This window comes from Arthrobacter zhaoguopingii (genome assembly GCF_009828605.1).
Classification (GTDB): Bacteria; Actinomycetota; Actinomycetes; order Actinomycetales; family Micrococcaceae; genus Arthrobacter_D; species Arthrobacter_D zhaoguopingii.
Window position 1 is genome coordinate 47,421 of the sequence record NZ_WIAE01000006.1, and the last position, 24,244, is coordinate 71,664.

Here is a 24,244-nt window from a genome sequence, read left to right on the forward strand (position 1 = left end):
GCCGCCGACATTTCCCCGCTTTAGATACTGAATTGAGTCATTAAGCATGTCTGAAACCACAGGCAACACCGCTGTCCGCAGCGATCTCCGCAACGTAGCCATCGTGGCCCACGTTGACCACGGAAAAACCACGCTGGTCGATGCCATGCTGAAGCAGACCAACTCCTTCGCCGCCCACGGCGACGTCGCCGACCGCGTCATGGACTCCGGCGACCTCGAGCGCGAAAAGGGGATCACCATCCTCGCGAAGAACACCACGGTGTTCTACGACGGCCCGTCCGCCAAGGGCGAGACGATCACCATCAACGTCATCGACACCCCCGGCCACGCCGACTTCGGCGGCGAGGTCGAGCGCGGCCTCTCAATGGTCGACGGCGTCGTCCTGCTCGTCGACGCGTCCGAGGGCCCGCTGCCCCAGACCCGCTTCGTGCTGCGCAAGGCCCTCGCGGCCAAGCTCCCCGTGATCCTGCTGGTCAACAAGACCGACCGCCCCGACTCCCGCATCGAGGAGGTCGTCAGCGAGTCGATGGACCTGCTGCTGGGCCTGGCCTCCGACCTCGCCGACGAGGTCCCCGACCTTGACCTCGACTCGATCCTCAACGTGCCCGTCGTCTACGCCGCTGCGCGCGCCGGAGCCGCCTCGCTCGAGCAGCCCGCCGACGGCACCACCCCCTCGAACGACAACCTGGAGCCGCTGTTCCAGACGATCATCGAGCACATCCCCGCCCCCCGGTACAACCCGGACGGCGTCCTCCAGGCTCACGTCACCAACCTTGACGCCTCGCCCTTCCTGGGCCGCCTCGCCCTGCTGCGCATCTTCAACGGAACCCTCCGCAAGGGCCAGCAGGTCGCCTGGGCCCGCCAGAACGGCGAGCTGAAGACCGTCAAGATCACCGAGCTCCTGGCCACCAAGGCGCTGGACCGCGTGCCGACCGACTCCGCAGGACCCGGCGAGATCGTCGCCGTCGCCGGCATCGAGGGCATCACCATCGGCGAGACCCTCACCGATGTCGACAACCCGCAGCCGCTGCCGTTGATCACCGTCGACGACCCCGCCATCTCCGTGACCATCGGTATCAACACCTCGCCGCTGGCCGGCAAGGTCAAGGGCGCCAAGGTCACCGCCCGCCAGGTCAAGGACCGCCTCGACAAGGAGCTCATCGGCAACGTGTCCCTGCGTGTCCTGCCCACCGCGCGCCCCGACGCGTGGGAGGTCCAGGGCCGCGGCGAGCTCGCCCTCGCCATCCTGGTCGAGCAGATGCGCCGCGAGGGCTTCGAGCTCACCGTCGGCAAGCCGCAGGTTGTCACCAAGACCATTGACGGCAAGATCCACGAGCCGATGGAGCACATGACCATCGACGTGCCCGAGGAATACCTCGGCGGCGTCACCCAGCTCATGGCCGCCCGCAAGGGGCGCATGACCAACATGGCCAACCACGGCACCGGCTGGGTCCGGATGGAATTCATCGTTCCGGCCCGCGGCCTCATCGGCTTCCGCACCCGCTTCCTGACCGACACCCGCGGTGCCGGCATCGCGGCGTCGATCTCCGAGGGCTACGAGCCCTGGGCCGGCGACATCGAGTACCGCACCAACGGTTCGATGATCGCCGACCGCGCCGGCGTCGTTACCCCCTTCGCCATGATCAACCTGCAGGAGCGCGGCTCGTTCTTCGTGCAGCCCACCTCCGAGGTTTACGAGGGCATGATCGTCGGCGAGAACTCCCGCGCCGACGACATGGAGGTCAACATCACTAAGGAGAAGAAGCTCACCAACATGCGTGCGGCTTCCTCGGACACCTTCGAGAACCTCACCCCGCCGCGCAACCTCACCCTTGAGGAGTCCCTCGAGTTCGCCCGCGAGGACGAGTGCGTCGAGGTGACCCCCGAGGCCATCCGCATCCGCAAGGTGATCCTCGATGCCAACGAGCGCATGCGTGCCTCCCGCTCGCGTGCCCGCGCCTAGGTAAGGGTCCTGCCGGATCATGCCCTACGACGTCGACGCCGGTCCTTCCGTTCCGCGGAGGGGCCGGCGTCCGGCGTTTAACCCCGCCGGACCCTCCGGCCCGGCGCCGGCGCGGTGGCGGGCAGTGGCCGGCGCGCTGCTTGGGGGGATGCTGGCGGCGCTGCTCGGGACCGCGCTCCACGCGCAGGTGCTGAGGGTCGGTGAGCTGGCGCTGCCCTTGGGGGCGGCCGCCGCCCTGGTCCTGGCCGGAAGCGTCATCACCTGGTGCGGGCTTTGGGCCCGAAGCATTCTCATCGCAGCGCTCAGCGGCGGAACGGCGTATCTAATCGTCGCGCTGGTCTCACTGAGTGCTGAAACCCTGATCCTGACCGGGATCGAGGGACCGGGCCCGAAACCGGCCGCTGTCCTGGCGGGGAACATCTGGATGTTCGGACTGGCGGCGGCCACTATCGTCGGGATCGCGGCGTGCGGCGCGGCGCTGCGCGGGCATCGCCCCGGTGGAACCGGTCCGACCGGGAACTAGTCCGCTGCGCGGTCCAGGTGGTGGGCGAGCAGGATCGAGGTCGCCGTACCGTCGGGATCGGCTCCGCGGGCGGCGTACTCTTCGAAGATCTCACGCAGGCGGCCCATCATCTCCGCCCGGTTCTCCGGGTTCAGGCGGATTCCGAGCCGCCACACATCGATCTCCGACGGGGCAAGTCCCTCGATCTCCTGGAGGAAGGTCTCAACCAGCACCGGCGCCGCATTGGGCAGCTGGGTCCCCCAGGACAAGCCCGTCGCCCGGTACGGGATCTCACGTGCGCCCCGGTTGCCGGTCCGGGGTTCCTCGGCGCGCAGGAATCCCGTGGCCAGGAGCGTGCGCACATGGTGCAGCGCGGTGGCCGGGTTCACCTTGAGGATGCCCGCGATCTCCTTATTCGTCCGGGCCTTGTGCAGGCAGAGGCGCAGGATCCGCAGGCGGAGGGGCGAACTCAGGGCGCGGGCCCGCGCCTGAATATCCTCGTCAGTGTGCATGAGGGAAATCATACGGTAGCTCGGGCCAGCCATTGGTGAATACCAATGCGGCCCCTCTTCCCCTCTACATCTCGATCAGATCACAGGGCATCCGCGGGATGCCGTTGCCCTAGCAATCAGCACCATCGACTGGTTCACTGGCCGCGTTGCCGTCCACGGTGGACTGCATCAGAGGGGGACCCGAAGTGAATCTCACAAACATTATGGCCGGAGGCGCGCTGGCAGCAGTTGTACTCGTAGGTGCGTCAACGAGTGCGCTGGCCGCGCCGGAACCGGTGGATTTCGTTCCATTCGATCAGGCGACCGTCGTCGACCCCGCCGCCGTCGTTTTCGCTGATGGCGGCCTGCTGAGCGCTGATGGAACGAATCTCTGCGCTACGAAACCAGAAAGCATCGTCTTTCCCAACGGGACCTACCCTTGTTTCATCGGTTGGGAAGCCACCCCAGGTGCGAGATATCCGATCAACTCGCCGAGCTTGGTTTCCTTTGACCAGGCCACCATGGTCGACCCGAATGCTGTAACCATCGTTCCGGGCGGTGTGATCACAGCGGAGGGGATCGATCTGTGCGCGGAGAATCCCGGAAGTATTGTTTTCCCCGATGGCCGTTATCCCTGCTTCATCAACTACGTCCAGAGATTCGGCATTTTCCCGGGCCCGCAGATCGAGCAGGTACCGGTGGGAGGCGCCGATACCGGGGTGCCGGCCAGCGGCGGCACGGACCCGGCCACCGGTCGCGGCGTGGGCGTGCTGGGTGCGGGCGTGCTCGGGGCCGGCGCGGTGGTTGGCCTGCTTGCCCGCCGCCGCCATCGCGGACAGGCCTGACCGGCGCCCGCGCCCGCAATCTTCACCTAATCCAGGGCCGCCGTGGGATGGTCAGCGCGGACGGGCTGCCCTCCGGGGAGGCGCAGGCGGAACAGGTTTCGCGGCGGTGACGTCGCTCAGGGGCACGACGGCGTCGCCGCGCCGGGTGCGGACGGTGCACGAATAGTCGTCGAGCGCGATCAGATCACCCAGGGCGTCGGTCAGCTGCGCGCCGATCCGGTACCGGACAACCACCCGGGTTCCCTGCGGGAGGGACTGGAGCAGGCGGGCCGGAGCTGTCATTCCTTCAGCGTATCCGGACCGGCCGGCTCCGGGGGCCGCAGCAGGGGAGGCGAACAAGGAGGAGCGGGGAGCCGCAGGTGAAGGAGCGCAGGCGGCGGGCACTCCGGGGGAGCGGTCCGCCTGCCGGAGCCGGGCACTCCCGGTCGCCCCGGACTGGGTAAGCTGGAGGGAGCACCAAGGGTGTGCCCGCAGTAAACAGTCTCGAGGAAAGGCGTGGGAAGTGACCTACGTAATCGCGCAGCCATGCGTGGATGTCAAGGACAAGGCCTGCATTGAAGAATGCCCGGTGGACTGTATTTACGAAGGTGAACGCTCCCTCTACATCCACCCGGACGAGTGCGTCGACTGCGGCGCGTGCGAGCCGGTGTGCCCGGTCGAGGCCATCTACTACGAGGACGACACCCCGGAGCAGTGGGCCGAGTACTACAAGGCCAACGTCGAGTTCTTCGACGACCTCGGTTCCCCGGGCGGTGCCGCCAAGGTCGGGAACACCGGCACGGACCACCCGATCATCGCCGCGCTCCCTCCGCAGAACCAGCCCGCATGACCGCTGGGGGGCAGACGCGCGCCTTTGGGCTGAGCCTTCCCGACTACCCGTGGGAGGCCCTGGCCCCCTATATCCAGACGGCGTCGACGCATCCCGGAGGTGTGGTTAACCTCTCCATCGGCACCCCGGTCGATCCGACGCCCGAGCTGATCCGCACCGCCCTCGCCGGTGCTGCGGATGCCCCGGGATACCCCACCACCCACGGAACGGCGGCGCTGCGGGAGGCGATCAGCGCCTGGTTCAAACGGCGGCGCGGTGTTCCCGGCCTGGACCCGGCTGACATTATGCCGACCGTCGGTTCGAAGGAGCTCGTCGCGTGGCTGCCGACCCTGCTTGGGCTGGGCCCGGGCGACGTCGTCGTGCGGCCTACGGTGGCGTACCCGACCTATGACGTCGGGGCGCTGCTCGCCGGAGCCACGCCTGTGGCCGCGGATTCGCTCGCCGTTCTGCCTGCGGAGGTCCGCCGCCGGGTCCGGCTGGTCTGGGTGAACAGCCCGGGCAATCCCACCGGATCGGTGCTGCCCGTCGAGGGGCTGAAGGACATTGTCGACGACGCCCGCTCCCTGGGCGCCGTCACCGCCTCCGATGAGTGCTACGCCGAACTTGGCTGGGGCGACTGGGACAGCGCCCGGGGCGGGCAGCCCGTGCCGAGCGTCCTTGACCCGCGTGTCTCCGGGGGCAGCAATGACCTGCTGCTCGCCGTGTACTCGCTGTCCAAGCAGTCGAACCTCGCCGGTTACCGGGCGGCCTTCGTGGCCGGTGACGGCAAGATTTTGGCCAATCTCATCAACTCGCGCAAGCACGCCGGCATGATCGTCCCGTTCCCGGTGCAGGAGGCGATGCGGACCGCACTGGCCGACGACGCGCACGTCCAGCAGCAGAAGGACCTCTACCGCTCCCGCCGGGCCCGGCTCCTGCCGGCGCTCGAATCCTTCGGCTTCACAGTGTCCGGCTCAGAGGCAGGCCTGTACCTGTGGGCCAGCGACGGAACAGACACCTGGGAGGCGCTCACCCGGTTCGCCGAGCGGGGTATCGTCGTCGGCCCGGGCACCTTCTACGGGGAGGCGGGCCATGGATTCGTGCGGGTGGCGCTCACCGGCACGGACGAGCGGATCGACGCCGCCGTGGAGAGGCTCCACGGCGCATTGTAAAGCCGGCCCCTGTTGCCACCGTCACACCACGCGATGGAGGATTAGTGCAGAGGGCGGTCATACCGGTACCGTTTCAGACTGAATAAGCCAACGCGGTGTGGATTTTTCCCTCCTTCGTTGTGATGGTTCCACCCCAGCTCCTGAAGGAGAGTCAATGACCGAGCAGAACGGTGCCTCGCTGCACTTCAACGGCAGTGAACTCAGCCTGCCCACGATGGCTGCGGCTGAGGGCAACCACGGCTTCGACATTTCGAAGCTGCTGAAGCAGACCGGGCACGTCACCTTCGACCCGGGCTTTATGAACACCGCCGCGACCGCGTCGGCGATCACCTACATCGACGGCGATGCAGGCATCCTGCGCTACCGCGGATACCCGATCGAGCAGCTGGCCGAGAACTCGAGCTTCCTCGAAGTCTCCTACCTTCTGATCTACGGCAACCTGCCCTCCCCGGAGGAGCTCTCGGCGTTCGACGGCCGGATCCGCCGCCACACGCTGCTGCACGAGGAGCTCAAGGGCTTCTTCGGCGGCTTCCCCCGCGACGCCCACCCAATGCCGGTGCTCTCCTCGGCCGTGTCGGCGCTCTCGACCTTCTACCAGGACTCGCTTGACCCGTTCGACGACGAGCAGGTGGAGCTCTCGACCTTCCGCCTGATGGCGAAGCTCCCGGTGATCGCCGCCTACGCCCACAAGAAGTCAATCGGCCAGCCCATGCTGTACCCGGACAACTCGATGAACCTCGTCGAGAACTTCCTGCGCCTGTCCTTCGGGCTGCCGGCCGAGCCGTACGACGTCGATCCGATGGTGGCCAAGGCCCTCGACCTTCTCCTGATCCTGCACGCGGACCACGAGCAGAACTGCTCGACCTCCACGGTGCGCTTGGTGGGAAGCTCCAACGCCAACATGTTCGCTTCGGTGTCCGCCGGGATCAACGCCCTGTTCGGTCCGCTGCACGGCGGCGCGAACGAGGCCGTGCTGAATATGCTCCGCGACATCAAGGCCAAGGGCATGCAGCCCGAGGACTTTATGGAGAAGGTCAAGAACAAGGAAGACGGTGTGAAGCTCATGGGCTTCGGGCACCGCGTCTACAAGAACTACGACCCCCGCGCGAAGATCGTTAAGGCCACCGCCCACGATATCCTCTCCAAGCTCGGCGGCAACGACGAGCTGCTCGATATCGCGATGCGCCTCGAGGAGAAGGCCCTGGCGGATGACTACTTCATCGAGCGCAAGCTCTATCCGAACGTGGACTTCTACACCGGCCTGATCTACAAGGCGATGGGCTTCCCGGAGAAGATGTTCACTGTGCTCTTCGCCATCGGACGCCTCCCGGGCTGGATCGCCCAGTGGCGCGAAATGATGCAGGACCCGCAGACGAAGATCGGCCGGCCCCGCCAGCTGTACACGGGCTCCCCGGAGCGCAACTACCCCGTGCGCTAGCCGCGCGGCCGGCACGGCCGGACCGTTTATAACGAAGGCGGCCACCCACCTGTCGGTGGGTGGCCGCCTTCGTCGGTTCCCGAGTCGGTCCAGAAAAGGCTGGTCAGCCGTTGTAACCCTGAGGGTTGTTCTTCTGCCAGCGCCAGTGGTCCTCGCACATGGTGTCGAGGTTCCGGTGCGCCGACCAGCCGAGGTCGGCCATCGCGGCCGACGGGTCCGCGTAGCTCACCGCGGCGTCTCCGGGCCGGCGCGGAGCGAACTCGTAGGGGATTTCGCGCCCCGAGGCCTTCGAGAAGGCCTCGAGCACCTCGAGGACCGAGGAGCCCTTCCCGGTGCCCAGGTTCCACCGGTACACCCCGCGGTGATCGGTCAGGTACTTCAGAGCGGCAAGGTGCCCTGCCGCGAGGTCGACGACGTGGATGTAATCGCGCACCCCGGTGCCGTCGGGCGTGGGGTAGTCGTTGCCGAACACCCGCACCTTCTCCCGCCGGCCCACCGCCACCTGCGCCACGAACGGCAGCAGGTTGTTGGGGATCCCGGTGGGGTCCTCGCCGATCTGCCCCGACTCGTGCGCGCCCACCGGGTTGAAGTAGCGGAGCAGGGCGATGTTCCAGCGGCCGTCGGCGGCGCCGAGGTCGGAGAGGATGTCTTCGATCTGCTCCTTGGTCCGCCCGTACGGGTTCACCGCGTCCAGCGGCATCTTTTCAATCAGCGGGACCTGCTCGGATGCGCCGTAGACGGTGGCCGAGGAACTGAAGACCAGCGTCCGGACGTCGTAGGAGTCCATGACCCGCAGGAGGTTCAGGGTGCCGCCCACATTGTTGTGATAGTAAGTCAGCGGCTTCTCCACCGACTCTCCGACGGCCTTCAGCCCGGCGAAGTGGATGACCGCCTCGACCGCTTCCTCCGCGAAAACCGCCCGCAGGGCCGGCTCGTCGAGCAGGTCCACTTTGTGGAACCGCAGGGGGCGCCCGGCCAGCTTCTGGACGCGCTGCAGGGACGTCTCCGTCGAGTTCGAGAGGTTGTCGATCACGACAACCTCATGGCCGGCCTCGAGCAGGGAAAGGACGGTGTGCGAGCCGATATAACCGCTTCCACCGGTAACGAGAATCTTCATGCCTCCACTCTAGTTTGCCCGCGGGCCGAAGCAGGAAAGCGGGGCACCGGGTGCACCCTCAGGCTCTGGAGCGGCGGGGAAGTCAGGTCTACTCTTGGAGCAGCACATCGGTCGAAGGAGGCCTATGACGCACCAGCCGTCCCGGCACGGCGGACGCTTCAGCGTCGATACCTCGGAGGTCCTGCTCGTTGCACTGTACCTCCGTGACTGCTCAGGACTGCGCGGGATCGGCCAGCCCTGCCTCCCGGCGGTCCGCCCCGCCGTCCGTGCATCAATGCTGGGCCGGCCGGTCGAGGAGGCCGGTGGAACCGAGACGCTGCGGGTCGAGTGGGAGGCCTGGTGGCACCGGCTGGTCAGCGGGGACCTTGCCGGGGCGTCGCTGCCGATCCCGCCCGAGTTTGACGAGCTCGACGGCATGGCGGCCCTGCAGCGGGTGGCGCAGGCGCACTTCGGTTCCGCGATCGAGTGGGCGGAGGAACGCCGGGCGGAGTACGCCCTTCACGCCGGCGCCCGGGGGGAGCGGCTCGAAGCGCTGCTGGACGTCCTCGTGCAGGAGCGCGAACTCGAGCTGGGGCGCAGCGCCCGGGGCTTCACCCTCGACGTCGTCGAGCTCCCGCTGGGCGCGCGGCGGGCGTGGTGGGTGGAGCCGGACCGGCTGCTGATGTGCCAGGACCTGTGCGAGGACGAGGGGGCCCTGCGCAGCTATGTCGAGCCGGTCATCAAGATGCTCGCCTAGGGCTAGGGCTAGGGCTAGGGCCAGGGGCAGGTTCAAGGCCGGGGCGCGGGTTCGAGGCGCCGGTCCGGGAGTCCTCCTCAGGAGGCCGGATCGCCGGCGACGGTGATGGTGAGGTTTCCCGCGTCGGTAGGGGAGGGGCTCCACTCGCCCGATGCGCGGGTCCACACCTGGCCGGCGAAGGAGACCTCCGTGATGGACAGGGCGTCGGCCGAGGCCACGGCCCAGGATGCGGTGGTCCAGCCCCCGGGCTCGGTGGCCGGAACCACCAGAGCGTTGCCGTCGGCCACACCGCCGAGGGGGCCGAAGATCCGCTCGGCGGCCGCGGCCACGGCGGCGGGATCGCCCGGGGCGGAGGCCTTGCGCAGCACGCACGTCAGGGCGGCCGGGGACTGTCCGGTCAGCGCGGAGGCGAAGGCCCGTCCCTCCGGTTCGTGGTCGGCATAGGCGGTGGGGTAGGCGCTGCGCTGGACGCGCTGGGCGGCGTCGGTGATGGGCAGCGTCTCGTAGCCCGGGATGCGCACCAGCGCGTCGTAGAACGCGCCCGCCGCATACAGGGGATCCATCACCTGCGCCTCGGTGCCCCAGCCCTGGGAGGGCCGCTGCTGGAACAGCCCTCGCGAATCGGGTCCGGCTTCGTCGCCGTAGTCGATGTTCTCGAGCCGGGACTCCTGCACTGCGGTGGCAATCGCGATCGAGGCCGCCCGCGCGGGCAGACCGCGGACCACGGCGACCCCGGCGATCAGGGCGGCGTTCTGCGCCTGCACCGGTGTGAGGTCATAGCTGTCGGAGCCTACAGTGGCGGTGCACCGTTCGGTGCGGAGGACCTCCGGGGGCTCAAACTGAGCGGCCGCCGCCCACACGCCTCCGCCGACGACGGCGAGCAGCGCGGCGGCTCCGATCCTCCTGCGCCTGAGGACTGCCCGCGAGGGGCCGGTGGCAGGCATGCTCTGCTAGTTGGCGTGCAGGGCGGCGTTGAGGGCGATGCCCTCGCCGCGGCGGGGGCGGGCCTCGACGACGCCGGTGGTTGAGTTGCGGAGGTAGAGGATGCCCGGTTCCCCGGACAGGGCTGCGGCCTTCGTGGTGCTGCCGTCGGGCAGGGTGACCTTCGTGCCGGCCGTCAGGTAGAGCCCGGCCTCCACCACGCAGTCGTCGCCCAGCGAAATGCCCACCCCGGCCTGGGCGCCGAGCAGGCAGCGCTCGCCGATGGTGATTTTCTGGGTGCCGCCGCCGGAGAGCGTCCCCATGATCGAGGCTCCGCCGCCGATGTCGGAGCCGTTGCCGACGACAACGCCGGCGGAGATGCGTCCCTCGACCATCGAGGTGCCGAGGGTGCCTGCATTGAAGTTCACAAAGCCCTCGTGCATGACCGTCGTGCCTTCTGCAAGGTACGCTCCCAGCCGCACCCGGTCGGCGTCGGCGATGCGTACGCCTGTGGGCACCACGTAGTCGACCATGCGCGGGAACTTGTCGACGGACAGGACGCTCACCGGGCCGCGAGCCCGCAGGGCAAGGCGCACGCCCTCGAAGTCCGCGGCGGCGCAGGGCCCGTGGTTCGTCCAGACGACGTTGGCCAGGAGACCGAAGATGCCGTCGAGGTTGATGCTGTTCGGGGTGGCCAGCCGGTGCGAGAGCAGGTGCAGGCGCAGGTACGCGTCGACGGCGTCGGCGGGCGGGGCGCCGAGGTCGATCGAGGGGGAGACCAGCGCGCTCGTTGTCCGGCGCACCGGATCGGCGCCCGCCCCGGCGAGGGCCTCCAGTTCGCTCCGCAGGGCCCGGTCGGATTCCTGATCCTCGGCCTCCCCGAGCCGGGGGGCCGGGAACCACACCTCAAGCACGCTGCCGTCGGCGGCGAGGGTGGCGAGGCCGAGGCCAAAAGCGGTCCGTGCGCCGGGCGCGGGCGTGGGGGAATGATCTGCGCTCTGGGTCATGGGCAGAAGTCTACCGAGGGATAGGGTGGGAAAATGACTCAGCCCAGCCTGCGGCGCCTCGATCTCGGCGTCGATGTTGCCCAATTGACAGCAGATCTCGTTGACATCTACAGCGTCTCCGGCGAGGAGCGCGCCATCGCCGACGCGGTGGAGGAAGCCCTGCGGGGCCTTGCGCACCTCGAGGTGGTACGGGACGGCGACGCGCTGATCGCGCGCACCTCCCTGGGCCGCAGCGAGCGAGTGATCCTGGCAGGCCACCTTGATACGGTGCCCCTGCCCACCGCGGCGGGCGCGCGGGCGACGGTCCCGGGCAGGTGGGACGGCGAGGTGCTGTTCGGCCGGGGGACGACCGACATGAAGGGCGGCGTCGCGGTCCAGCTGGCGCTCGCCGCCACGCTGACGGACCCGGTCCGCGACGTCACCTATGTCTTCTACGACCACGAGGAGGTCGAGGCCTCGCTCAGCGGCCTGGGCCGGCTGGCCGAGCGCTACCCTGAGTGGCTGAGTGCCGATTTCGCCGTGCTCCTCGAACCCACCGCGGGCACCGTCGAGGGCGGATGCAACGGCACGGCCCGCTTCAATGTCACCACCACCGGCAAGGCCGCCCACTCGGCCCGCGCCTGGCGCGGGGAGAACGCCATCCACAAGGCCGCAGAGGTACTCGTGCGGCTGCGGGAGCACCAGCCGGCGACCGTGCCGGTGGACGGGCTTGACTACCGCGAGAGCCTCAACGCGGTGCTGATCAGCGGCGGCACTGCAGGCAACGTCATCCCCGACCGCACCGTCATCGAGGTGAACTACCGCTTCGCCCCGGATAAGAGCCCCGACGAGGCCGAAGAGTATGTGCGGGGGGTGCTTGAGGGGTTCGAGATCGAGCGGACCGACGCCGCGGCCGGCGCGCGGCCGGGACTGCAGCATCCGGCCGCGGCGAGCTTCGTGGCCGCTGTCGGTGCCGAGCCGAAGCCCAAGTACGGGTGGACGGACGTTGCGCGCTTCAGCGAACTGGGCATCCCCGCGGTCAACTTCGGGCCCGGCGACGCCCTGCTGGCCCACAGCGACGACGAGCACGTGTACGCCGGCGAGGTGCGCGAGTGCCTGCGCGTGCTGACCACCTGGCTCTCCCGCTGATCCGCGGCGGAACGTCAACGGCAGCGGACCGCCCGGGGCGGTGCTCCCGCTTTCGGGTTTCCCATCGGAAAGGGCCCCGGTCAGCCGAGCTGACCGGGGCCCTTTGTCCTGCGTGATCATCGTCGTCCGGGCAGAAGCCCGGTAGGACTCAGCGGGAGAGGGTGCCCTCGGGCTCCGCGGCGATCACCCCGTCCTGCTTGTCATCACGTGCCGTGCCCTTGCTGCGGAAGCTCAGCAGCGTGGAGAGCCTCGTCGCGAGGGACGACAGCGCGAAGTTGATGATGATGAAAATCACGGCGGCAATGAGGAGGGACTGCAGGAGGTTGCCCTCACCGACCCCGAGCCGTCGAGCGTTCTGCAGCAGCTCCGGGAAGCCGATGATGTAACCCAGCGCCGAATCCTTCAGGATGACGACGAACTGGCTCACCAGCGCGGGCAGCATGGCGATGAGCGCCTGGGGCACCTCGATGGTGCGCAAAGACTGCATCTGGGTCATGCCGATCGCCAGGCCCGCCTCGCGCTGGCCCTTGGGCAGGCCCTGCACCCCGGAGCGGATCAGCTCCGCGATGACCGAGCCGTTGTAGAGGGTCAGGGCGATCACGACGGCCCAGAAGGGGGCGTTCTCGACGAGGTTGGAGCGCCCGAGGGCCAGCCACAGGAAGATCATCATCAGCAGGACGGGCACGGCCCGGAAGAACTCGACGACGAGCCCGGCAAACCAGCGGATGGGCTTCACGTGGCTGAGCCGGCCGAGGCCGAAGATCAGCCCGAACAGGACCGAGGTGACGACGGCGATGGCCGCCGCCCTCAGCGTGCTCAGCAGGCCGGGCAGCAGGAAGAACTCCCAGGTGCGTCCCTCGAGGAAGGGCGTCCACTTGCCGGCCGCGAGCTGTCCCTTCCCGCCGAGCAGGAACACCACGTAGGCGAGGAGCCCTGCGATGAGCAGCGCCCCGATGATGTTGCCGATGAAGATATTGCGCCGCGATTTGGGGCCGGGGGCGTCGAAGAGGACGTTCTGGGCGCTCATCGGGCCACCGCCAATCTCCTGGAGGCCCAGGTTGTGAGGAGTCCGACCGGGATCACGAGGATCACGAAGCCGATGGCGAACGTGAAGAAGATCGGGATGACCAGGTCGCCGCGGAACTCGATCATCGTCTTCATCAGGCTCGAAGCCTCGGCCGCGACCGAGCCGGCCGCCGCCACCGTCGAGTTCTTGATCAGCGCGATCAGGACATTGCCCAGGGGGGCGATGGCTCCCCGGAAGGCCTGCGGGAGGATGATCAGGCGGGCCGCCGGGAGGAAGCTGAGCCCGATCGCCCGGGCGGCTTCGGCCTGCCCTAGCGGGACGGTGTTGACGCCGCTGCGGATCGCCTCGCAGACGAAGGCGGCGTGGTAGACCGTGAGCCCGAGGATGGCCAGGCGGAAGAAGTTCAGGTTGAAGTCGTCCGTCAGGGACACCTGGAGCTGCCCGAAGAGACCGAGCACCCCGAAGGCGATGATGATCGTCAGGGGAGTGTTGCGGAAGATGTTGACGTACGCAGCGCCCAGCCACTGGAGGCTGGGGATCGGGGAAATTCTCATGAGCGCCAGCAGGGTGCCGAGCACCAGGGACCACACAGCGGCCCAGAAGGTCAGCTGGATGTTCACCCAGAAGGCCGCCGGGACGTTGTAGGTCTCGAAGAGCGTCAGGAAATTATCCACGGTTCACCTCATTCGTTGGGGGACATGCATTGGTGGGACGGCCGGGATCGGCCGCCCCACCAATAGAGGGAGGTGATCAGGCGCAGTCTTCCGGCTCCGGCGGGTTCAGTTCCTCGTTGTAACTGTAATCCGCACCTTCGGTGTTGGCCTCAATGGCTTCTTCCCAGGCACCTTCCTCGATCATCTTGGTGATCGCGGCGTTGATGTCCTCGCACATGTCGCTGCCCTTGGGCAGGCCGACGCCGTAGCGCTCTTCGGAGAAGGGGTTGCCGACGACCTTGAACTGGCCGGCGTTGGTTTCCTGGGCGGCCAGGCCGGCCAGGATGATGTCATCGGTGGTGACGGCGTCGATCTGGCCGCCGCCCATCACGCTGACGCACTCGGCGTAGCCGGGCTGCTCCACCAGGTTGACTCCGGGGTACTGATCCTTGATCTTCTGCGCCGACGTGGAACCGGTGACCGAGCAGAGGTTCTTGCCCTCGAGGTCCTCGGGCCCGGCGATGTCGCTGTCCACCGGCACCAGGAGGTCCTGGCCGGCAATGAAGTACGGTCCGGCGAAGTCGACCGTCTCCTTGCGCTCATCGGTGATGGAGTAGGTCGCGAAGATCATGTCGACCTGGTTGTTCGAGAGCAGGTTTTCGCGGTTGGCCGAGGGGGCCTCGACGAACTCGATCTGGTCCTCGGCGTAGCCGAGTTCCCCGGCGACGTACTTGGCGACATCGACGTCGAAGCCCGAGTACGAGCCGCCTTCGTCGAAGCCCAGGCCGGGCTGATCGTACTTGATGCCAATCTTGACGGTCTCGCCGCCGCCCTCGCCGGCGCCGCCGGTTTCGCCGCCGCCGCCTCCTTCATTGCCGCCGCCACCTCCACAGGCCGAGAGGGTGAGTGCTGCTGCCGCTGCCATAGCGGCTGCATAACGGGTCTTTCGCATGATTTCTCCTTGCGTTGCGGCCCTTGTGAGGCCTTGACGATGCGGTATGGGTAAGTCGTGGAACTCTAGTGGGCGAGGATCTTGCCAAGGAAGTCCTTGGCCCGTTCGCTCTTGGGGTTGGTGAAGAACTCTTCGGGGGTTGCCTGCTCGACGATCTGCCCGTCGGCCATGAACACCACCCGGTCGGCGGCCTTCCGGGCGAAGCCCATCTCATGGGTGACGACGATCATCGTCATGCCCTCCTTGGCGAGGGAAACCATGGCGTCGAGGACCTCGTTGATCATCTCGGGGTCCAGCGCCGAGGTCGGCTCGTCGAACAGCATCACCTTGGGCTTCATCGCCAGCGCCCGGGCGATCGCCACCCGCTGCTGCTGGCCGCCGGAGAGCTGGGCGGGCAGCTTGTCGGCCTGGTTGTCGACGCCCACACGCTTGAGCAGCGACAGGGCAAGCTCCTTCGCTTCGCCGCCCTTCATGCCCTTGACCTTGACCGGCCCGAGGGTCACATTTTCAAGGATGGACTTGTGCGCGAAGAGGTTGAAGGACTGGAAGACCATTCCCACGTCGGCGCGGAGCCGTGCCAGCGCTTTGCCCTCCGCGGGCAGCACCTTGCCATCGACCTGGATCTCGCCGTCGTCGATGGTCTCCAGGCGGTTGATGGCCCGGCACAGGGTCGACTTTCCGGAACCGGACGGGCCGATCACGACGACGACCTCGCCGCGGGCAACCTCAAGGTCGATGTCCTTGAGGACGTGCAGGGGACCGTAGTGCTTGTTGACCTTCTTCAGAGAGACGAGAGGGTGCGCAGAAGACGCGGACGTGGACGGCTGCGGTTCGCTTGTCATGCAGAAGAATCTAGCGAACGAATGCCCTCTGGCAATACAAGCGCGCCCAAAAGGAGGAATTGTGATTCAAGAGCAACCAAAGCCCGAACGGCGGGCCGGGCGGTTAGCCTAGGAGGATGCCTCACCTGAACCGCGACTCCGACGCCGACGCCAGCACACCCTCCCGCCAGGTGCCTTCACGGGCTCCCGGGGGAGAGCCCCGACGACGCGGCTCGGTCGAACTGCGCCGGGGGCAGGCGGCCGAGCCGCAGTCGGACAGCTTCCTCCTGGACGCCGAGGAAGAGCCGATGTTCACCAAGACCGATCCGTGGCGGGTGCTGCGGATCCAGAGCGAATTCGTCGAAGGTTTCGGCACCCTCTCCGAACTCGGCCCCGCGATCAGCGTCTTCGGGTCGGCGCGGACGCCGCGGGACTCCCGGTTCTACGCCGTGGGCGAGGAGGTGGGCCGGCGGCTCGTCGGTGCCGGCTACGCGGTGATCACCGGTGGCGGCCCGGGCGCTATGGAGGCCGCGAACAAGGGCGCCTGCGAGGCCGGCGGCATGTCGGTCGGGCTGGGGATCGAGCTTCCCTTCGAACAGGGAATGAACGAGTGGGTCGACCTCGGCATCAACTTCCGGTACTTCTTCGCCCGCAAGACGATGTTCGTGAAGTACGCGCGGGGGTTCGTGGTGCTGCCCGGCGGTTTCGGCACCCTCGATGAGCTCTTCGAGGCCATGACCCTCGTGCAGACCCGCAAGGTCACCTCGTTCCCCATCGTGCTGATCGGCATCGACTACTGGACCCCGCTGTGGGACTGGGTGAAGAACACCCTGCTCGCCGAGGGCATGATCGCCGAAGCGGACCTGGGCCTGGTGCACCTCGTCGACACCGCCGAGGAAGCCGTCAATTTCGTCATTGCCGACACCAAGACCCACACCGCGCCGTAAGGCCGGGCGAGAACCGCTGCCGGTGCCGGAGGGCTTTCTGGCACGATGGCACTGTGAGTATCTTCCTCGTCCTCGTCGCTGTGGCCCTGCTGGCCGGTACGGCCGCCGCGGCCTGGCGGCTCCCGCAGGGGCGAACCGCGCTGCGCCGGTCCGCCCGCCCCGGCTGGGTGCTTCCGGGCCTTGCCGGGCAGCTTCCGGTGCTGCCGCCGATCCTGCTGCCGGACACCCCGGCCGCCGAGGACGTCACCGCGATCCGGTTCGGGAGGGCCCTGCGGGGCTACCGCACCGACCAGGTGCATGAGGTCCTGAACTCCCTCGCCGGGGCGCTCGCGGATCGGGACGCCCAGATCGAGGCTCTGCGCCGGAGCTCCCAGGGTCCCGCCGGCCACGGCGGGGCACAGCCGTGACACCGGCCGCCGCGGGCTCCGACGGGAAGCTGCGCTGCGGGTGGTCGGTCTCCAGCGCCGAGTACGAGCGATACCACGACGAGGAGTGGGGCCGGCCGGTCCACGGCGAGGCTGCCCTGTTTGAACGCCTCAGCCTCGAGGCCTTCCAGTCCGGGCTGAGCTGGATCACCATCCTGCGCAAGCGCCCCGCCTTCCGTGAGGCCTTCGCCGGGTTCGAGCCGTCCCGGGTCGCGGCCTTCACGGACGAGGACGTCGCCCGGCTGCTCGCCGACGCCGGGATCGTCCGCAACCGGGCCAAGATCCTGGCCACCATCGCGAACGCCCGGGCGCTGGCGGCCCTGCCCCCGGAGGTGAGCCTCGCCGGTCTGCTCGAGGCCCACCGGCCCGCCCCGCGCCCGGCGCCGGTGGAGCTGCAGGAGGTCCCCGCGATCACCGCCGAGTCGACGGCGCTCGCGAAGGCACTCCGCGGCCACGGCTTCCGGTTCGTCGGGCCCACGACGGCCTACGCCATGATGCAGGCCACCGGCTATGTGAACGACCATCTCGCCTCCTGCTGGGTGCGCGCGGAAACCGCCGCCGGTGGGCCGGACGGCGCGGCGGCGCCGGTGCCGTGACGCGCCCGGGACTGCAGGGCGGCAGGCGCGGAGCACTGCTCCGGTGGCCCTGGCCGGTGCAGGTCCTTCTTGTCTTCGGCGCAGCCCGTGCCGTCTCCGCTGCCCTGCTCACCGCTGCGGCCTCCCGCCAGTCGGCCAGCCCCTGGGGGCCGGCCTCCCCGAACTACCTGTCCTTCGTCGAATTCTGGGACAGCGGCTGGTACCGGCGGATCTACGACGAGGGATATCCCGAGGTTCTGCCGCGCGCCGAGGACGGGTCCGTGCTCCAGAACCAGTGGGCGTTCTATCCCCTTTTCCCGGCACTGGTCCGGTTGCTCACTGTCCTGACCGGAGGCGGCTGGAATGTCCTGGCCCCGGCCGTGGCCACCGCCTGCGGCTTCGCCGCCGCCCTGATGCTCTACCGCCTCTTCCGCCTGGCCGCCGCCCATCGGGAAGCGCTGTGGGGCGTGGCGTTCGTGGCGTTCCTGCCGGTGGCGCCGGTCCTCCAGGTTCCGTATGCGGAGTCGCTCCACCTGCTACTGCTGGTGCTGGCGCTCTATCTGGTGGCGACGGGCCGCTACCTCGGCGCGGTCCCGGTGGTCCTGGTGATGGGCCTGGCCCGGCCGGCGGGTGTTCCGTTCGCGGTGCTCGTCTTTGCCCTGCTGGTCCGGGCGGCGGTGAGGTATTGGCGGAGGCCTGCCGGCCCGTCCCGGGAGGAGCCCCCCGGTCCGGCCGTGGCCCGGCTCGCGGTGCTGACGCTGGCCGCGGGTGCCGCGGCGCTTTGCTGGCCCGCCACGGCATGGGCGGTGACCGGGCGGTTCGACGCCTACGTGGAGACCGAGACAGCCTGGCGGGGATCGCACCTGGCGCCCTTCCTGCCATGGCTGCAGGCCGGGACGAACCTGCTCGGGCCCGTCGGTGGGCCGGTGGCGGTGCTGGCAGCCGCGGCCGCGTGCGTCCTGCTCCTGCGGCTGGAGCCGGTGCGGCGCCTCGGGCGGGTGCCCGTCTGGTGGTGCGCTTCCTACCTGCTGTACCTTGCCGCGTTCTGGAACCCGCAGACCAGCACCTACCGCATCCTGCTGCCGCTGTTTCCCCTCGCGCTGGCCGCCGTCTTCGCCGTTCGGTCCACGCCGGCCCGGTGCGCGGTCCTCGGCGTGTCGGTGCTGCTGCAGGCCGTCTGGATCGCCCTGTTGTGGATGTGGAACCCCTCCGGGGGTACCAGCGACTTCCCCCCCTGAGGGCGCGACACTGTGATCCGCACCGCACTGAATTAGTCCCTGCGCGCGATTGTGCTGGATAATGTTTGGTGATGACGTGTATCGGCGCGCTTCTCTCTCAGGGGGTGCGTTCCGCGCACACCGCTTACCGACGCGCGGCCCTCATCCGGCAGCGCACTGTTGAAAGGGACACTCCTTATGGCTGCCATGAAACCGCGAACCGGCGACGGACCGATGGAAGTCACCAAGGAGGGGCGCAGCCTCATCATGCGGGTCCCGATCGACGGTGGGGGACGGCTCGTTGTCGAGCTCAACGCGGAGGAAGCCGGAAAACTTAAGGACTGCCTGCTCACCGTCACCGGCTGAGTCCGCCGTGTCGGGCCGCGCCGCGTCGGGCCGCCCGGCCGCCCGGCCGGCCGGGTCAGGCCTGGCGTTTCACCGCGAGCAGCAGGCCCGATCCCGTCGGCAGAAGCGCCGACAGGAGCTTCTCGTGCTCCCGGACGGTCCTGCCGATCTGGCGCAGCGTATTGGTCGAGGCCTCGCGTACGGCCGGTTCGGCCACGCGGTCCGCATCGAGCGCGTCATTGACGATGAGCATTCCGCCGGGCTTCAGCAGCCGGATGGCCTGATCCACGTACAGGGGAAGATTCGGCTTGTCGGCGTCGATGAACACAAGGTCGTAGGCGGCGTCGGTCAGCCGGGGGAGCACATCGGCGGCTCGCCCGGAGATGGTGCGCGTGCGGTTGGCGGGGATCCCCGCCTCCGCGTAGGCCTCCCGGGCGGTGCGCAGATGGTCGACGTCGGAGTCGATGGTGGTCAGCACGGCGCTGCGGCCAAGCCCGCGCAGCAGGCACACGCCCGAGACCCCGGCGCCCGCGCCGACCTCGACGGCGGTCTGCGCCTTGGACCCCGCGGCAAGCACCGTCAGCGCTGCTCCCACACCCGGTGACACGGGGGTCACTCCGAGCTCGTGGGATCGGTCCCGGGCGCGCAGGAGGACGTCGTCCTCCTCCGGAAGCCCTTCGGTGTAGGACCAGCTGCTCTGCTTATCCGCGGCCATCGGTGTCCGTTCTGTCGGTGATTTCTGGTTCGGGCCCCCACCCCGCTTCAACCCTACTGTTAATGCCCCTCGGGGCGCGCACCGGTGTCCATCCAACGCACCTGCTTTTATCAGCGTGCTCCCAGCTTGATGCGAAAGTATTTTCTTTCCGGGACATCCAACGCACGTACGGCGTCGAACTCCTTCTGGCTGCATTTTCAGCTCGCAGCAGCCCGGAGCGGGAACAGTTCGACGGCGGGAAGAGGAAACTGATGTCTACAGTACGGGCGGCAGCGGCCGCGGGGCCGGCGATCCCTCCGGCCGAAGCCGGCACGGGCGACAGTGAGTGGGTTGCGCCGTCCTGGGAGGAAGTCGTCACCAACTACTCACCGAAGGTGTACCGGCTCGCGTACCGGCTCACCGGCAACAAATACGACGCCGAGGACCTCACACAGGAGGTGTTCGTCAGGGTCTTCCGCTCGCTGGCCAACTTCAAGCCGGGCACCCTCGACGGCTGGCTGCACCGCATCACCACGAACCTCTTCCTCGACCAGGCGCGGCGCAAGACCCGCATCCGGTTCGACGGGCTCACCGAGGAGGCCGAAAGCAGGCTCCCCAGCGGCCATCCCGGCCCCGAGCGCAGCTACGAGTTCAACAACCTCGACATCGATGTCCAGTCCGCGCTCGAGGAACTGCCCCCGGACTTCCGGGCCGCCGTCGTGCTCTGCGACCTTGAGGGGCTGGCGTACGACGAGGTGGCCGCGGTGCTCGGGGTGAAACTCGGAACCGTACGCTCGCGCATCCACCGGGGGCGCACCATGCTCCGGGAGAAGCTTGCCCACCGGGCTCCGCGGAGGCCGGCCCTGTCGATCCCGCGCATCGCCGGCGTCGGCTAGGCCCTGCGTCGGACCAAATGGTCCGGGTGCGGCCCAGGAAGGTAGTCTTTTCTCGTGTTGGGAATCAACGGTCTCGAGTTTGTCGTTCTGGCGCTGCTTGCCGTTGTGATCCTCGGCCCGGAGCGCCTCCCCGAGTACGCCTCCCAGCTCGCCCGGCTCGTCAAGGGACTCCGGAGGATGGCCACCGGCGCCCGTGAGCAGCTGCGTGAGGAAGTGGGCCCCGAGCTGGACGAGGTCGACTGGCGCAAGCTCGACCCCCGCCAGTACGATCCCCGGCGGATCATCCGCGAAGCGCTCCTCGAAGATTTCGACGACGTCCTCAAGCCCGTCAGCAGCGGCGCGCCCGCACCCGTCGCCCCTGCAGAACTCCGCAGCGCGCCTCAGGCGGCCCGGCTGTCCGCCGGGCAGGCGGCCCCCTATGACGCCGAGGCGACCTAGATCGAGCACGCTGGACCGAGCAACCTGAACCAAGCGACCTGGACCTTCAGGCCCGCCGGGGGTCTGGTGAGGACCGGGCTCAGCGCGGGGAGAGCGTCAGCTTGGTTCCCGAGAGCCCGCGTGGGCGGTGCGCTAGTCCGTCCGCAACCTTCCTCAGTTCAGCGGCCGCGGGGGAGTCCTCCCCGGTCAGGACGATGGGCAGGCCCGCGTCGCCGCCCTCCCGCAGGGCCACCTCGACGGGCACCGAGCCCAGCAGCCCGATGTCGGTGCCAAGGGTGTCGGTGAGCCGGGAGGCGAGGGTAGCGCCGCCGCCGGCGCCGAACAGCTCGAGCCGCCCGCCGCCGGGCAGTTCGAGCCAGGACATGTTCTCGATCACCCCGGCCACCTTCTGGCCCGTCTGTGCGGCCATCGCCCCGGCTCGTTCCGCCACATCCGCCGCCGCACTCTGCGGGGTGGTGACCACGAGCAGCTCGGAGCGCGGCAGCAGCTGCGCCACCGAGATCGCGATGTCCCCGGTGCCCGGGGGCAGGTCGAGGAAGAGCGCATCGAGGTCGCCAAAATAGACGTCGGTCAGGAACTGCTCGAGGGCACGGTGGAGCATCGGTCCGCGCCAGGCCACGGGCTGGTTGCCGCTGACGAACATGCCGATCGAGATCACCTTCACCCCGTGGGCCACGGGAGGCAGGATCATTTCATCGACCTTCGTCGGCTGCTGGGTGATTCCCATCAGCGCCGGCACTGAGAATCCGTAGACGTCCGCGTCGATGATGCCCACCCGCAGTCCCTGCGCGGCCATGGCGGCTGCGAGGTTGACGGTGACGGTCGACTTACCGACCCCGCCCTTGCCGCTGGCGACGGCGTAGACGCGGGTCAGGGACCCTTCCTCATTGAAGGGGATGCCCCGGGCCCCGCCCGGACCGCGGAGCCTGGCCTTCAGCTCATCGCGCTGGTCCTGGTTCATCACACCGAGTTCGACGCGCACGCGCTCGACGCCGGACAGTCCCGCCAGGGCCACCTCGACGTCCGAGGTGATGGTGGTGGAAAGGGGGCACCCGGCGATGGTCAGCAGGACACGAACGGTCACGGTGCCGTCGCCGGGGGCCTCGACGGCCTCGACCATCCCGAGGTCGGTGATGGGCCGGCGGAGTTCGGGGTCGAGCACCGAGCCGAGTGCCGTGAGCACTGCTGCCTCAGTGATCACTGGCTGTCGCTTCCGATTGGCGGGGCGACCCGGGGCAGGCTCATGGTGTTATCCGACGGCTTCCTCCGCGGTTTCTTCGAAAGGGTCGGCTCCTGGCCGTCCGCTGCCTCAAGCAGTTCCTCGAGTGCCGAGCGGAGCTCCGAACGCACATAGTCGCGGGTGGCGACCTCGCGGATGGCGATGCGCAGCTCGGCGATCTCACGGGTCAGGTATTCGGTGTCGGACAGGTTCCGTTCGGCCCGGTGCCGGTCCTCACGCAGCGACACCCGGTCGCGGTCGTCCTGCCGGTTCTGCGCCAGCAGCAGCAGGGGGGCCGCGTAGGAGGCCTGCAGGGACAGCATCAGCGTCAGGGCGGTGAAGCCCAGCGCCGCGCTGTCCCACCGGGCGTTCTCGGGTCCCCAGGTGTTCCAGACCAGCCAGAGCACGCAGAACACCGTCATATAGAAGAGGAACTGGGGGGTTCCCATGAAGCGTGCGAAGTTCTCGGTGGCGCTGCCGAACCGGTCCGGGTTGGGACGCAGCCGGGGGAACACCCGTTTGCGGCTCTCCCGTGGGGTGTCAAGACCGGTCGAGGTCGAGCGGATTCTCTCAGCCATTTGTTCCTCCCCGACGTAGCGCGCGTGCGTCGTCCTGGGCCCGCCAGTCGTCCGGCAGCAGGTGATCGAGCACGTCGTCCACCGTCACCGCACCTACCAGGCGGCCCTCCTTGTTGATAATCGGCAGCGAGTTGAGGTTGTAGGTCGCGAGGATGCGGGAGACCTCGCTGACATTGGCCTGGTCGCTGACCGGCTCGAGGTCCGCATCGAGGATGTTGCCCAACTGCTCGGGCGGAGGGAAACGCAGCAGCTGCTGGATGTGCACCACGCCGAGGTAACGCCCGGTCGGGGTCTCCAGCGGCGGGCGGCACACGAAGATCGACGAGGCGAGCGCCGGGGTGAGTTCCTCGCGCCGGACGTGCGCCAGCGCCTCGGCCACCGTGGCTTCGGGCGGGAGGATGACCGGCACCGTGGTCATGAGCGAGCCGGCGGTGTCCTCCTCGTACTCGAGCAGGCGGCGCACGTCGTCGGCGTCCTCCGGCTCCATCAGCTGGAGCAGTTCCTCCTTCTGGGCCTCCGGGAGCTCATTGAGCAGGTCCGCGGCGTCGTCGGGGTCCATCTCCTCGAGGATGTCGGCGGCCCGTTCGCGATTGAGCGATGAGAGGATCTGGACCTGGTCGTCGTCGGGCAGCTCCTGGAGGATGTCGGCAAGCCGGTCATCCTGAAGCTCGCCGGCCACCTCGAGGCGGCGCTTGTTGCTCATCTCGTGGAGGGCCTCGGCGAAGTCGGCGGCCTTGAGGTCCTCGTGCTGGGCGACGAACTGCGAGGCCCCCTGCGGTTCGTTCGTGGCCCCGTGGTAGGCGTCGAGCCAGTTGATGATCAGGCGCTCGCCGCTCCTGCGCAGGCTCCGCAGGGCCGAGGTCGGCCCGCCGCGCCGGATGAACAGCTGGGAGACGTGCCAGTCCCCGGCCCTGTTCTTCTCCATGGCGATGTCTTCGATGACGGCGTCCCCGGAGCCGTCCTGCAGGGTGACCCTCCGGTCGAACAGCTCGCCGACCACCAGCAGTTCCGCCCCCCGCTGCTCGAAGCGGCGCAGGTTGACCAGGCCCGTGCAGATGATCTGCGAGGTATCCATCGAGGTGACCCGGGTCATGGGCACGAAGATGCGTTTCTTGCCCGGAACCTCGATGACGATGCCCACGACCTGCGGCTCCTTCAGGGCGCCGCGGTCGAGCACCACGACATCACGCAGCCGGCCCAGACGATCGCCCAGGGGGTCGAAAACGTCGAGGCCAAGGAGGCGGGCCACAAAGACGCGGGTTGGATTGGTACTCACAAGGCAAGGCTACTTCGCGGAGCGGGATCCGGTGTATTCGGTGACGGTTTCAC

Annotated in this window: 28 protein-coding genes; 15 read left to right on the top strand and 13 right to left on the bottom strand. The window is 68.5% G+C overall.

All coding sequences use genetic code 11. The features are described 5' to 3' along the window. Positions 1 to 46 precede the first annotated feature (46 nt). Both typA and GVV77_RS09820 read left to right on the top strand, forming a co-directional pair. A complete protein-coding gene (typA, locus tag GVV77_RS09815) occupies positions 47 to 1,963 on the top strand; it encodes a translational GTPase TypA (RefSeq protein WP_159617941.1) in 1,917 nt (638 codons plus the stop codon). Between the two features lie 19 nt (positions 1,964 to 1,982). After that, positions 1,983 to 2,486 carry a hypothetical protein gene (locus GVV77_RS09820; protein WP_159617942.1) on the top strand — a complete coding sequence of 168 codons (504 nt, stop codon included), beginning with the start codon at positions 1,983 to 1,985 and terminating at the stop codon, positions 2,484 to 2,486. On the opposite strand, the gene GVV77_RS09825 is transcribed toward GVV77_RS09820, so the two are convergent. Beyond that, positions 2,483 to 2,977, bottom strand: coding sequence for a helix-turn-helix domain-containing protein (locus tag GVV77_RS09825; protein WP_159617943.1), 495 nt, complete (start codon positions 2,975 to 2,977; stop codon positions 2,483 to 2,485). The two genes, GVV77_RS09820 and GVV77_RS09825, sit on opposite strands and share 4 nt — an antisense overlap. Positions 2,978 to 3,162: 185 nt before the next feature. Here GVV77_RS09825 and GVV77_RS09830 point away from each other — a divergent pair, with 185 nt between their 5' ends. Then, complete coding sequence (locus GVV77_RS09830; RefSeq protein ID WP_159617944.1) at positions 3,163 to 3,801, top strand: hypothetical protein; 639 nt, start codon at positions 3,163 to 3,165, stop codon at positions 3,799 to 3,801. 51 nt (positions 3,802 to 3,852) lie between these two features. Here the strand turns inward: GVV77_RS09830 and GVV77_RS09835 are convergent, their stop codons facing one another. Beyond that, entirely contained in the window at positions 3,853 to 4,083 is a 231-nt protein-coding gene (locus tag GVV77_RS09835) for a putative acetyltransferase (protein WP_159617945.1), read from the bottom strand. 220 nt (positions 4,084 to 4,303) lie between these two features. On the opposite strand from GVV77_RS09835, the gene fdxA reads away from it, so the two are divergent. The 3 genes from fdxA (at position 4,304) to GVV77_RS09850 (ending at position 7,219) form a co-directional block, all read left to right on the top strand. Then, positions 4,304 to 4,630, top strand: coding sequence for a ferredoxin (gene fdxA, locus GVV77_RS09840; protein ID WP_159617946.1), 327 nt, complete (start codon positions 4,304 to 4,306; stop codon positions 4,628 to 4,630). Then, complete coding sequence (dapC, locus tag GVV77_RS09845) at positions 4,627 to 5,781, top strand: succinyldiaminopimelate transaminase (protein ID WP_159617947.1); 1,155 nt, start codon at positions 4,627 to 4,629, stop codon at positions 5,779 to 5,781. Before fdxA ends, dapC begins: the two co-directional genes overlap by 4 nt. Before the next feature lie 154 nt (positions 5,782 to 5,935). After that, on the top strand, positions 5,936 to 7,219 hold the full coding sequence (locus GVV77_RS09850; RefSeq protein ID WP_159617948.1) for a citrate synthase: 1,284 nt from the start codon (positions 5,936 to 5,938) through the stop codon (positions 7,217 to 7,219). Positions 7,220 to 7,322: 103 nt separating this feature from the next. On the opposite strand, the gene galE is transcribed toward GVV77_RS09850, so the two are convergent. After that, positions 7,323 to 8,336, bottom strand: coding sequence for a UDP-glucose 4-epimerase GalE (gene galE / locus GVV77_RS09855; RefSeq protein WP_159617949.1), 1,014 nt, complete (start codon positions 8,334 to 8,336; stop codon positions 7,323 to 7,325). 124 nt (positions 8,337 to 8,460) lie between these two features. Here galE and GVV77_RS09860 point away from each other — a divergent pair, with 124 nt between their 5' ends. Then, the gene (locus GVV77_RS09860) at positions 8,461 to 9,072 is read left to right on the top strand and encodes a hypothetical protein (protein ID WP_159617950.1); all 612 of its coding nucleotides are present in this window, start codon (positions 8,461 to 8,463) and stop codon (positions 9,070 to 9,072) included. A 77-nt stretch (positions 9,073 to 9,149) separates the two neighbouring features. Here GVV77_RS09860 and GVV77_RS09865 read toward each other — a convergent pair whose 3' ends face one another. Together GVV77_RS09865 and dapD are read right to left on the bottom strand one after the other, a co-directional pair. Further along, positions 9,150 to 10,016, bottom strand: coding sequence for a hypothetical protein (locus GVV77_RS09865; RefSeq protein WP_159617951.1), 867 nt, complete (start codon positions 10,014 to 10,016; stop codon positions 9,150 to 9,152). Between the two features lie 6 nt (positions 10,017 to 10,022). Beyond that, a complete protein-coding gene (gene dapD, locus GVV77_RS09870; RefSeq protein ID WP_159617952.1) occupies positions 10,023 to 11,000 on the bottom strand; it encodes a 2,3,4,5-tetrahydropyridine-2,6-dicarboxylate N-succinyltransferase in 978 nt (325 codons plus the stop codon). A gap of 33 nt (positions 11,001 to 11,033) precedes the next feature. Between dapD and dapE the strand changes: the two genes are divergently transcribed. Beyond that, positions 11,034 to 12,128: a succinyl-diaminopimelate desuccinylase gene (gene dapE / locus GVV77_RS09875; protein ID WP_159617953.1), complete on the top strand. Its 1,095-nt coding sequence runs from the start codon at positions 11,034 to 11,036 to the stop codon at positions 12,126 to 12,128. Positions 12,129 to 12,276: 148 nt separating this feature from the next. Here the strand turns inward: dapE and GVV77_RS09880 are convergent, their stop codons facing one another. From GVV77_RS09880 to GVV77_RS09895, 4 genes are all read right to left on the bottom strand, one after another. Beyond that, positions 12,277 to 13,155: an amino acid ABC transporter permease gene (locus GVV77_RS09880; protein WP_159617954.1), complete on the bottom strand. Its 879-nt coding sequence runs from the start codon at positions 13,153 to 13,155 to the stop codon at positions 12,277 to 12,279. After that, positions 13,152 to 13,829: an amino acid ABC transporter permease gene (locus GVV77_RS09885; RefSeq protein ID WP_159617955.1), complete on the bottom strand. Its 678-nt coding sequence runs from the start codon at positions 13,827 to 13,829 to the stop codon at positions 13,152 to 13,154. Before GVV77_RS09885 ends, GVV77_RS09880 begins: the two co-directional genes overlap by 4 nt. Positions 13,830 to 13,905: 76 nt before the next feature. Further along, positions 13,906 to 14,760: a glutamate ABC transporter substrate-binding protein gene (locus GVV77_RS09890; RefSeq protein ID WP_159617956.1), complete on the bottom strand. Its 855-nt coding sequence runs from the start codon at positions 14,758 to 14,760 to the stop codon at positions 13,906 to 13,908. Between the two features lie 65 nt (positions 14,761 to 14,825). Then, positions 14,826 to 15,602: an amino acid ABC transporter ATP-binding protein gene (locus GVV77_RS09895; RefSeq protein ID WP_159617957.1), complete on the bottom strand. Its 777-nt coding sequence runs from the start codon at positions 15,600 to 15,602 to the stop codon at positions 14,826 to 14,828. Positions 15,603 to 15,718: 116 nt separating this feature from the next. Between GVV77_RS09895 and GVV77_RS09900 the strand changes: the two genes are divergently transcribed. The 5 genes from GVV77_RS09900 to GVV77_RS09920 all read left to right on the top strand — a co-directional run bounded on the left by GVV77_RS09900 (position 15,719) and on the right by GVV77_RS09920 (position 19,111). Next, on the top strand, positions 15,719 to 16,528 hold the full coding sequence (locus GVV77_RS09900; protein ID WP_159617958.1) for an LOG family protein: 810 nt from the start codon (positions 15,719 to 15,721) through the stop codon (positions 16,526 to 16,528). A gap of 53 nt (positions 16,529 to 16,581) precedes the next feature. Continuing rightward, positions 16,582 to 16,935 (top strand): DivIVA domain-containing protein, encoded by a 354-nt coding sequence (locus GVV77_RS09905; RefSeq protein WP_246199743.1) that lies wholly within the window; start codon positions 16,582 to 16,584, stop codon positions 16,933 to 16,935. Further along, a complete protein-coding gene (locus tag GVV77_RS09910) occupies positions 16,932 to 17,549 on the top strand; it encodes a DNA-3-methyladenine glycosylase I (protein WP_159617959.1) in 618 nt (205 codons plus the stop codon). The genes GVV77_RS09905 and GVV77_RS09910 overlap by 4 nt, the downstream gene beginning before the upstream one ends. Next, positions 17,546 to 18,766 carry a hypothetical protein gene (locus GVV77_RS09915; protein ID WP_246199744.1) on the top strand — a complete coding sequence of 407 codons (1,221 nt, stop codon included), beginning with the start codon at positions 17,546 to 17,548 and terminating at the stop codon, positions 18,764 to 18,766. The genes GVV77_RS09910 and GVV77_RS09915 overlap by 4 nt, the downstream gene beginning before the upstream one ends. A gap of 177 nt (positions 18,767 to 18,943) precedes the next feature. Next, positions 18,944 to 19,111: a DUF3117 domain-containing protein gene (locus GVV77_RS09920; protein ID WP_081737717.1), complete on the top strand. Its 168-nt coding sequence runs from the start codon at positions 18,944 to 18,946 to the stop codon at positions 19,109 to 19,111. Positions 19,112 to 19,166: 55 nt separating this feature from the next. Here GVV77_RS09920 and GVV77_RS09925 read toward each other — a convergent pair whose 3' ends face one another. Then, a complete protein-coding gene (locus tag GVV77_RS09925) occupies positions 19,167 to 19,805 on the bottom strand; it encodes an O-methyltransferase (RefSeq protein WP_159617960.1) in 639 nt (212 codons plus the stop codon). Between the two features lie 251 nt (positions 19,806 to 20,056). Between GVV77_RS09925 and sigE the strand changes: the two genes are divergently transcribed. Beyond that, the gene (sigE, locus tag GVV77_RS09930; RefSeq protein WP_159617961.1) at positions 20,057 to 20,680 is read left to right on the top strand and encodes an RNA polymerase sigma factor SigE; all 624 of its coding nucleotides are present in this window, start codon (positions 20,057 to 20,059) and stop codon (positions 20,678 to 20,680) included. A 54-nt stretch (positions 20,681 to 20,734) separates the two neighbouring features. Beyond that, positions 20,735 to 21,118: a sec-independent translocase gene (locus GVV77_RS09935; protein WP_159617962.1), complete on the top strand. Its 384-nt coding sequence runs from the start codon at positions 20,735 to 20,737 to the stop codon at positions 21,116 to 21,118. 79 nt (positions 21,119 to 21,197) lie between these two features. Here the strand turns inward: GVV77_RS09935 and GVV77_RS09940 are convergent, their stop codons facing one another. From GVV77_RS09940 to GVV77_RS09950, 3 genes are read right to left on the bottom strand one after another with little or no spacing between them, the layout of a single operon-like run. Continuing rightward, entirely contained in the window at positions 21,198 to 22,319 is a 1,122-nt protein-coding gene (locus GVV77_RS09940; protein WP_246199745.1) for an Mrp/NBP35 family ATP-binding protein, read from the bottom strand. Continuing rightward, a complete protein-coding gene (locus GVV77_RS09945) occupies positions 22,316 to 22,915 on the bottom strand; it encodes a DUF1003 domain-containing protein (protein WP_159617963.1) in 600 nt (199 codons plus the stop codon). Before GVV77_RS09945 ends, GVV77_RS09940 begins: the two co-directional genes overlap by 4 nt. Further along, positions 22,908 to 24,191: a magnesium transporter MgtE N-terminal domain-containing protein gene (locus GVV77_RS09950; protein ID WP_159617964.1), complete on the bottom strand. Its 1,284-nt coding sequence runs from the start codon at positions 24,189 to 24,191 to the stop codon at positions 22,908 to 22,910. Before GVV77_RS09950 ends, GVV77_RS09945 begins: the two co-directional genes overlap by 8 nt. Between the last annotated feature and the right edge of the window lie 53 nt (positions 24,192 to 24,244).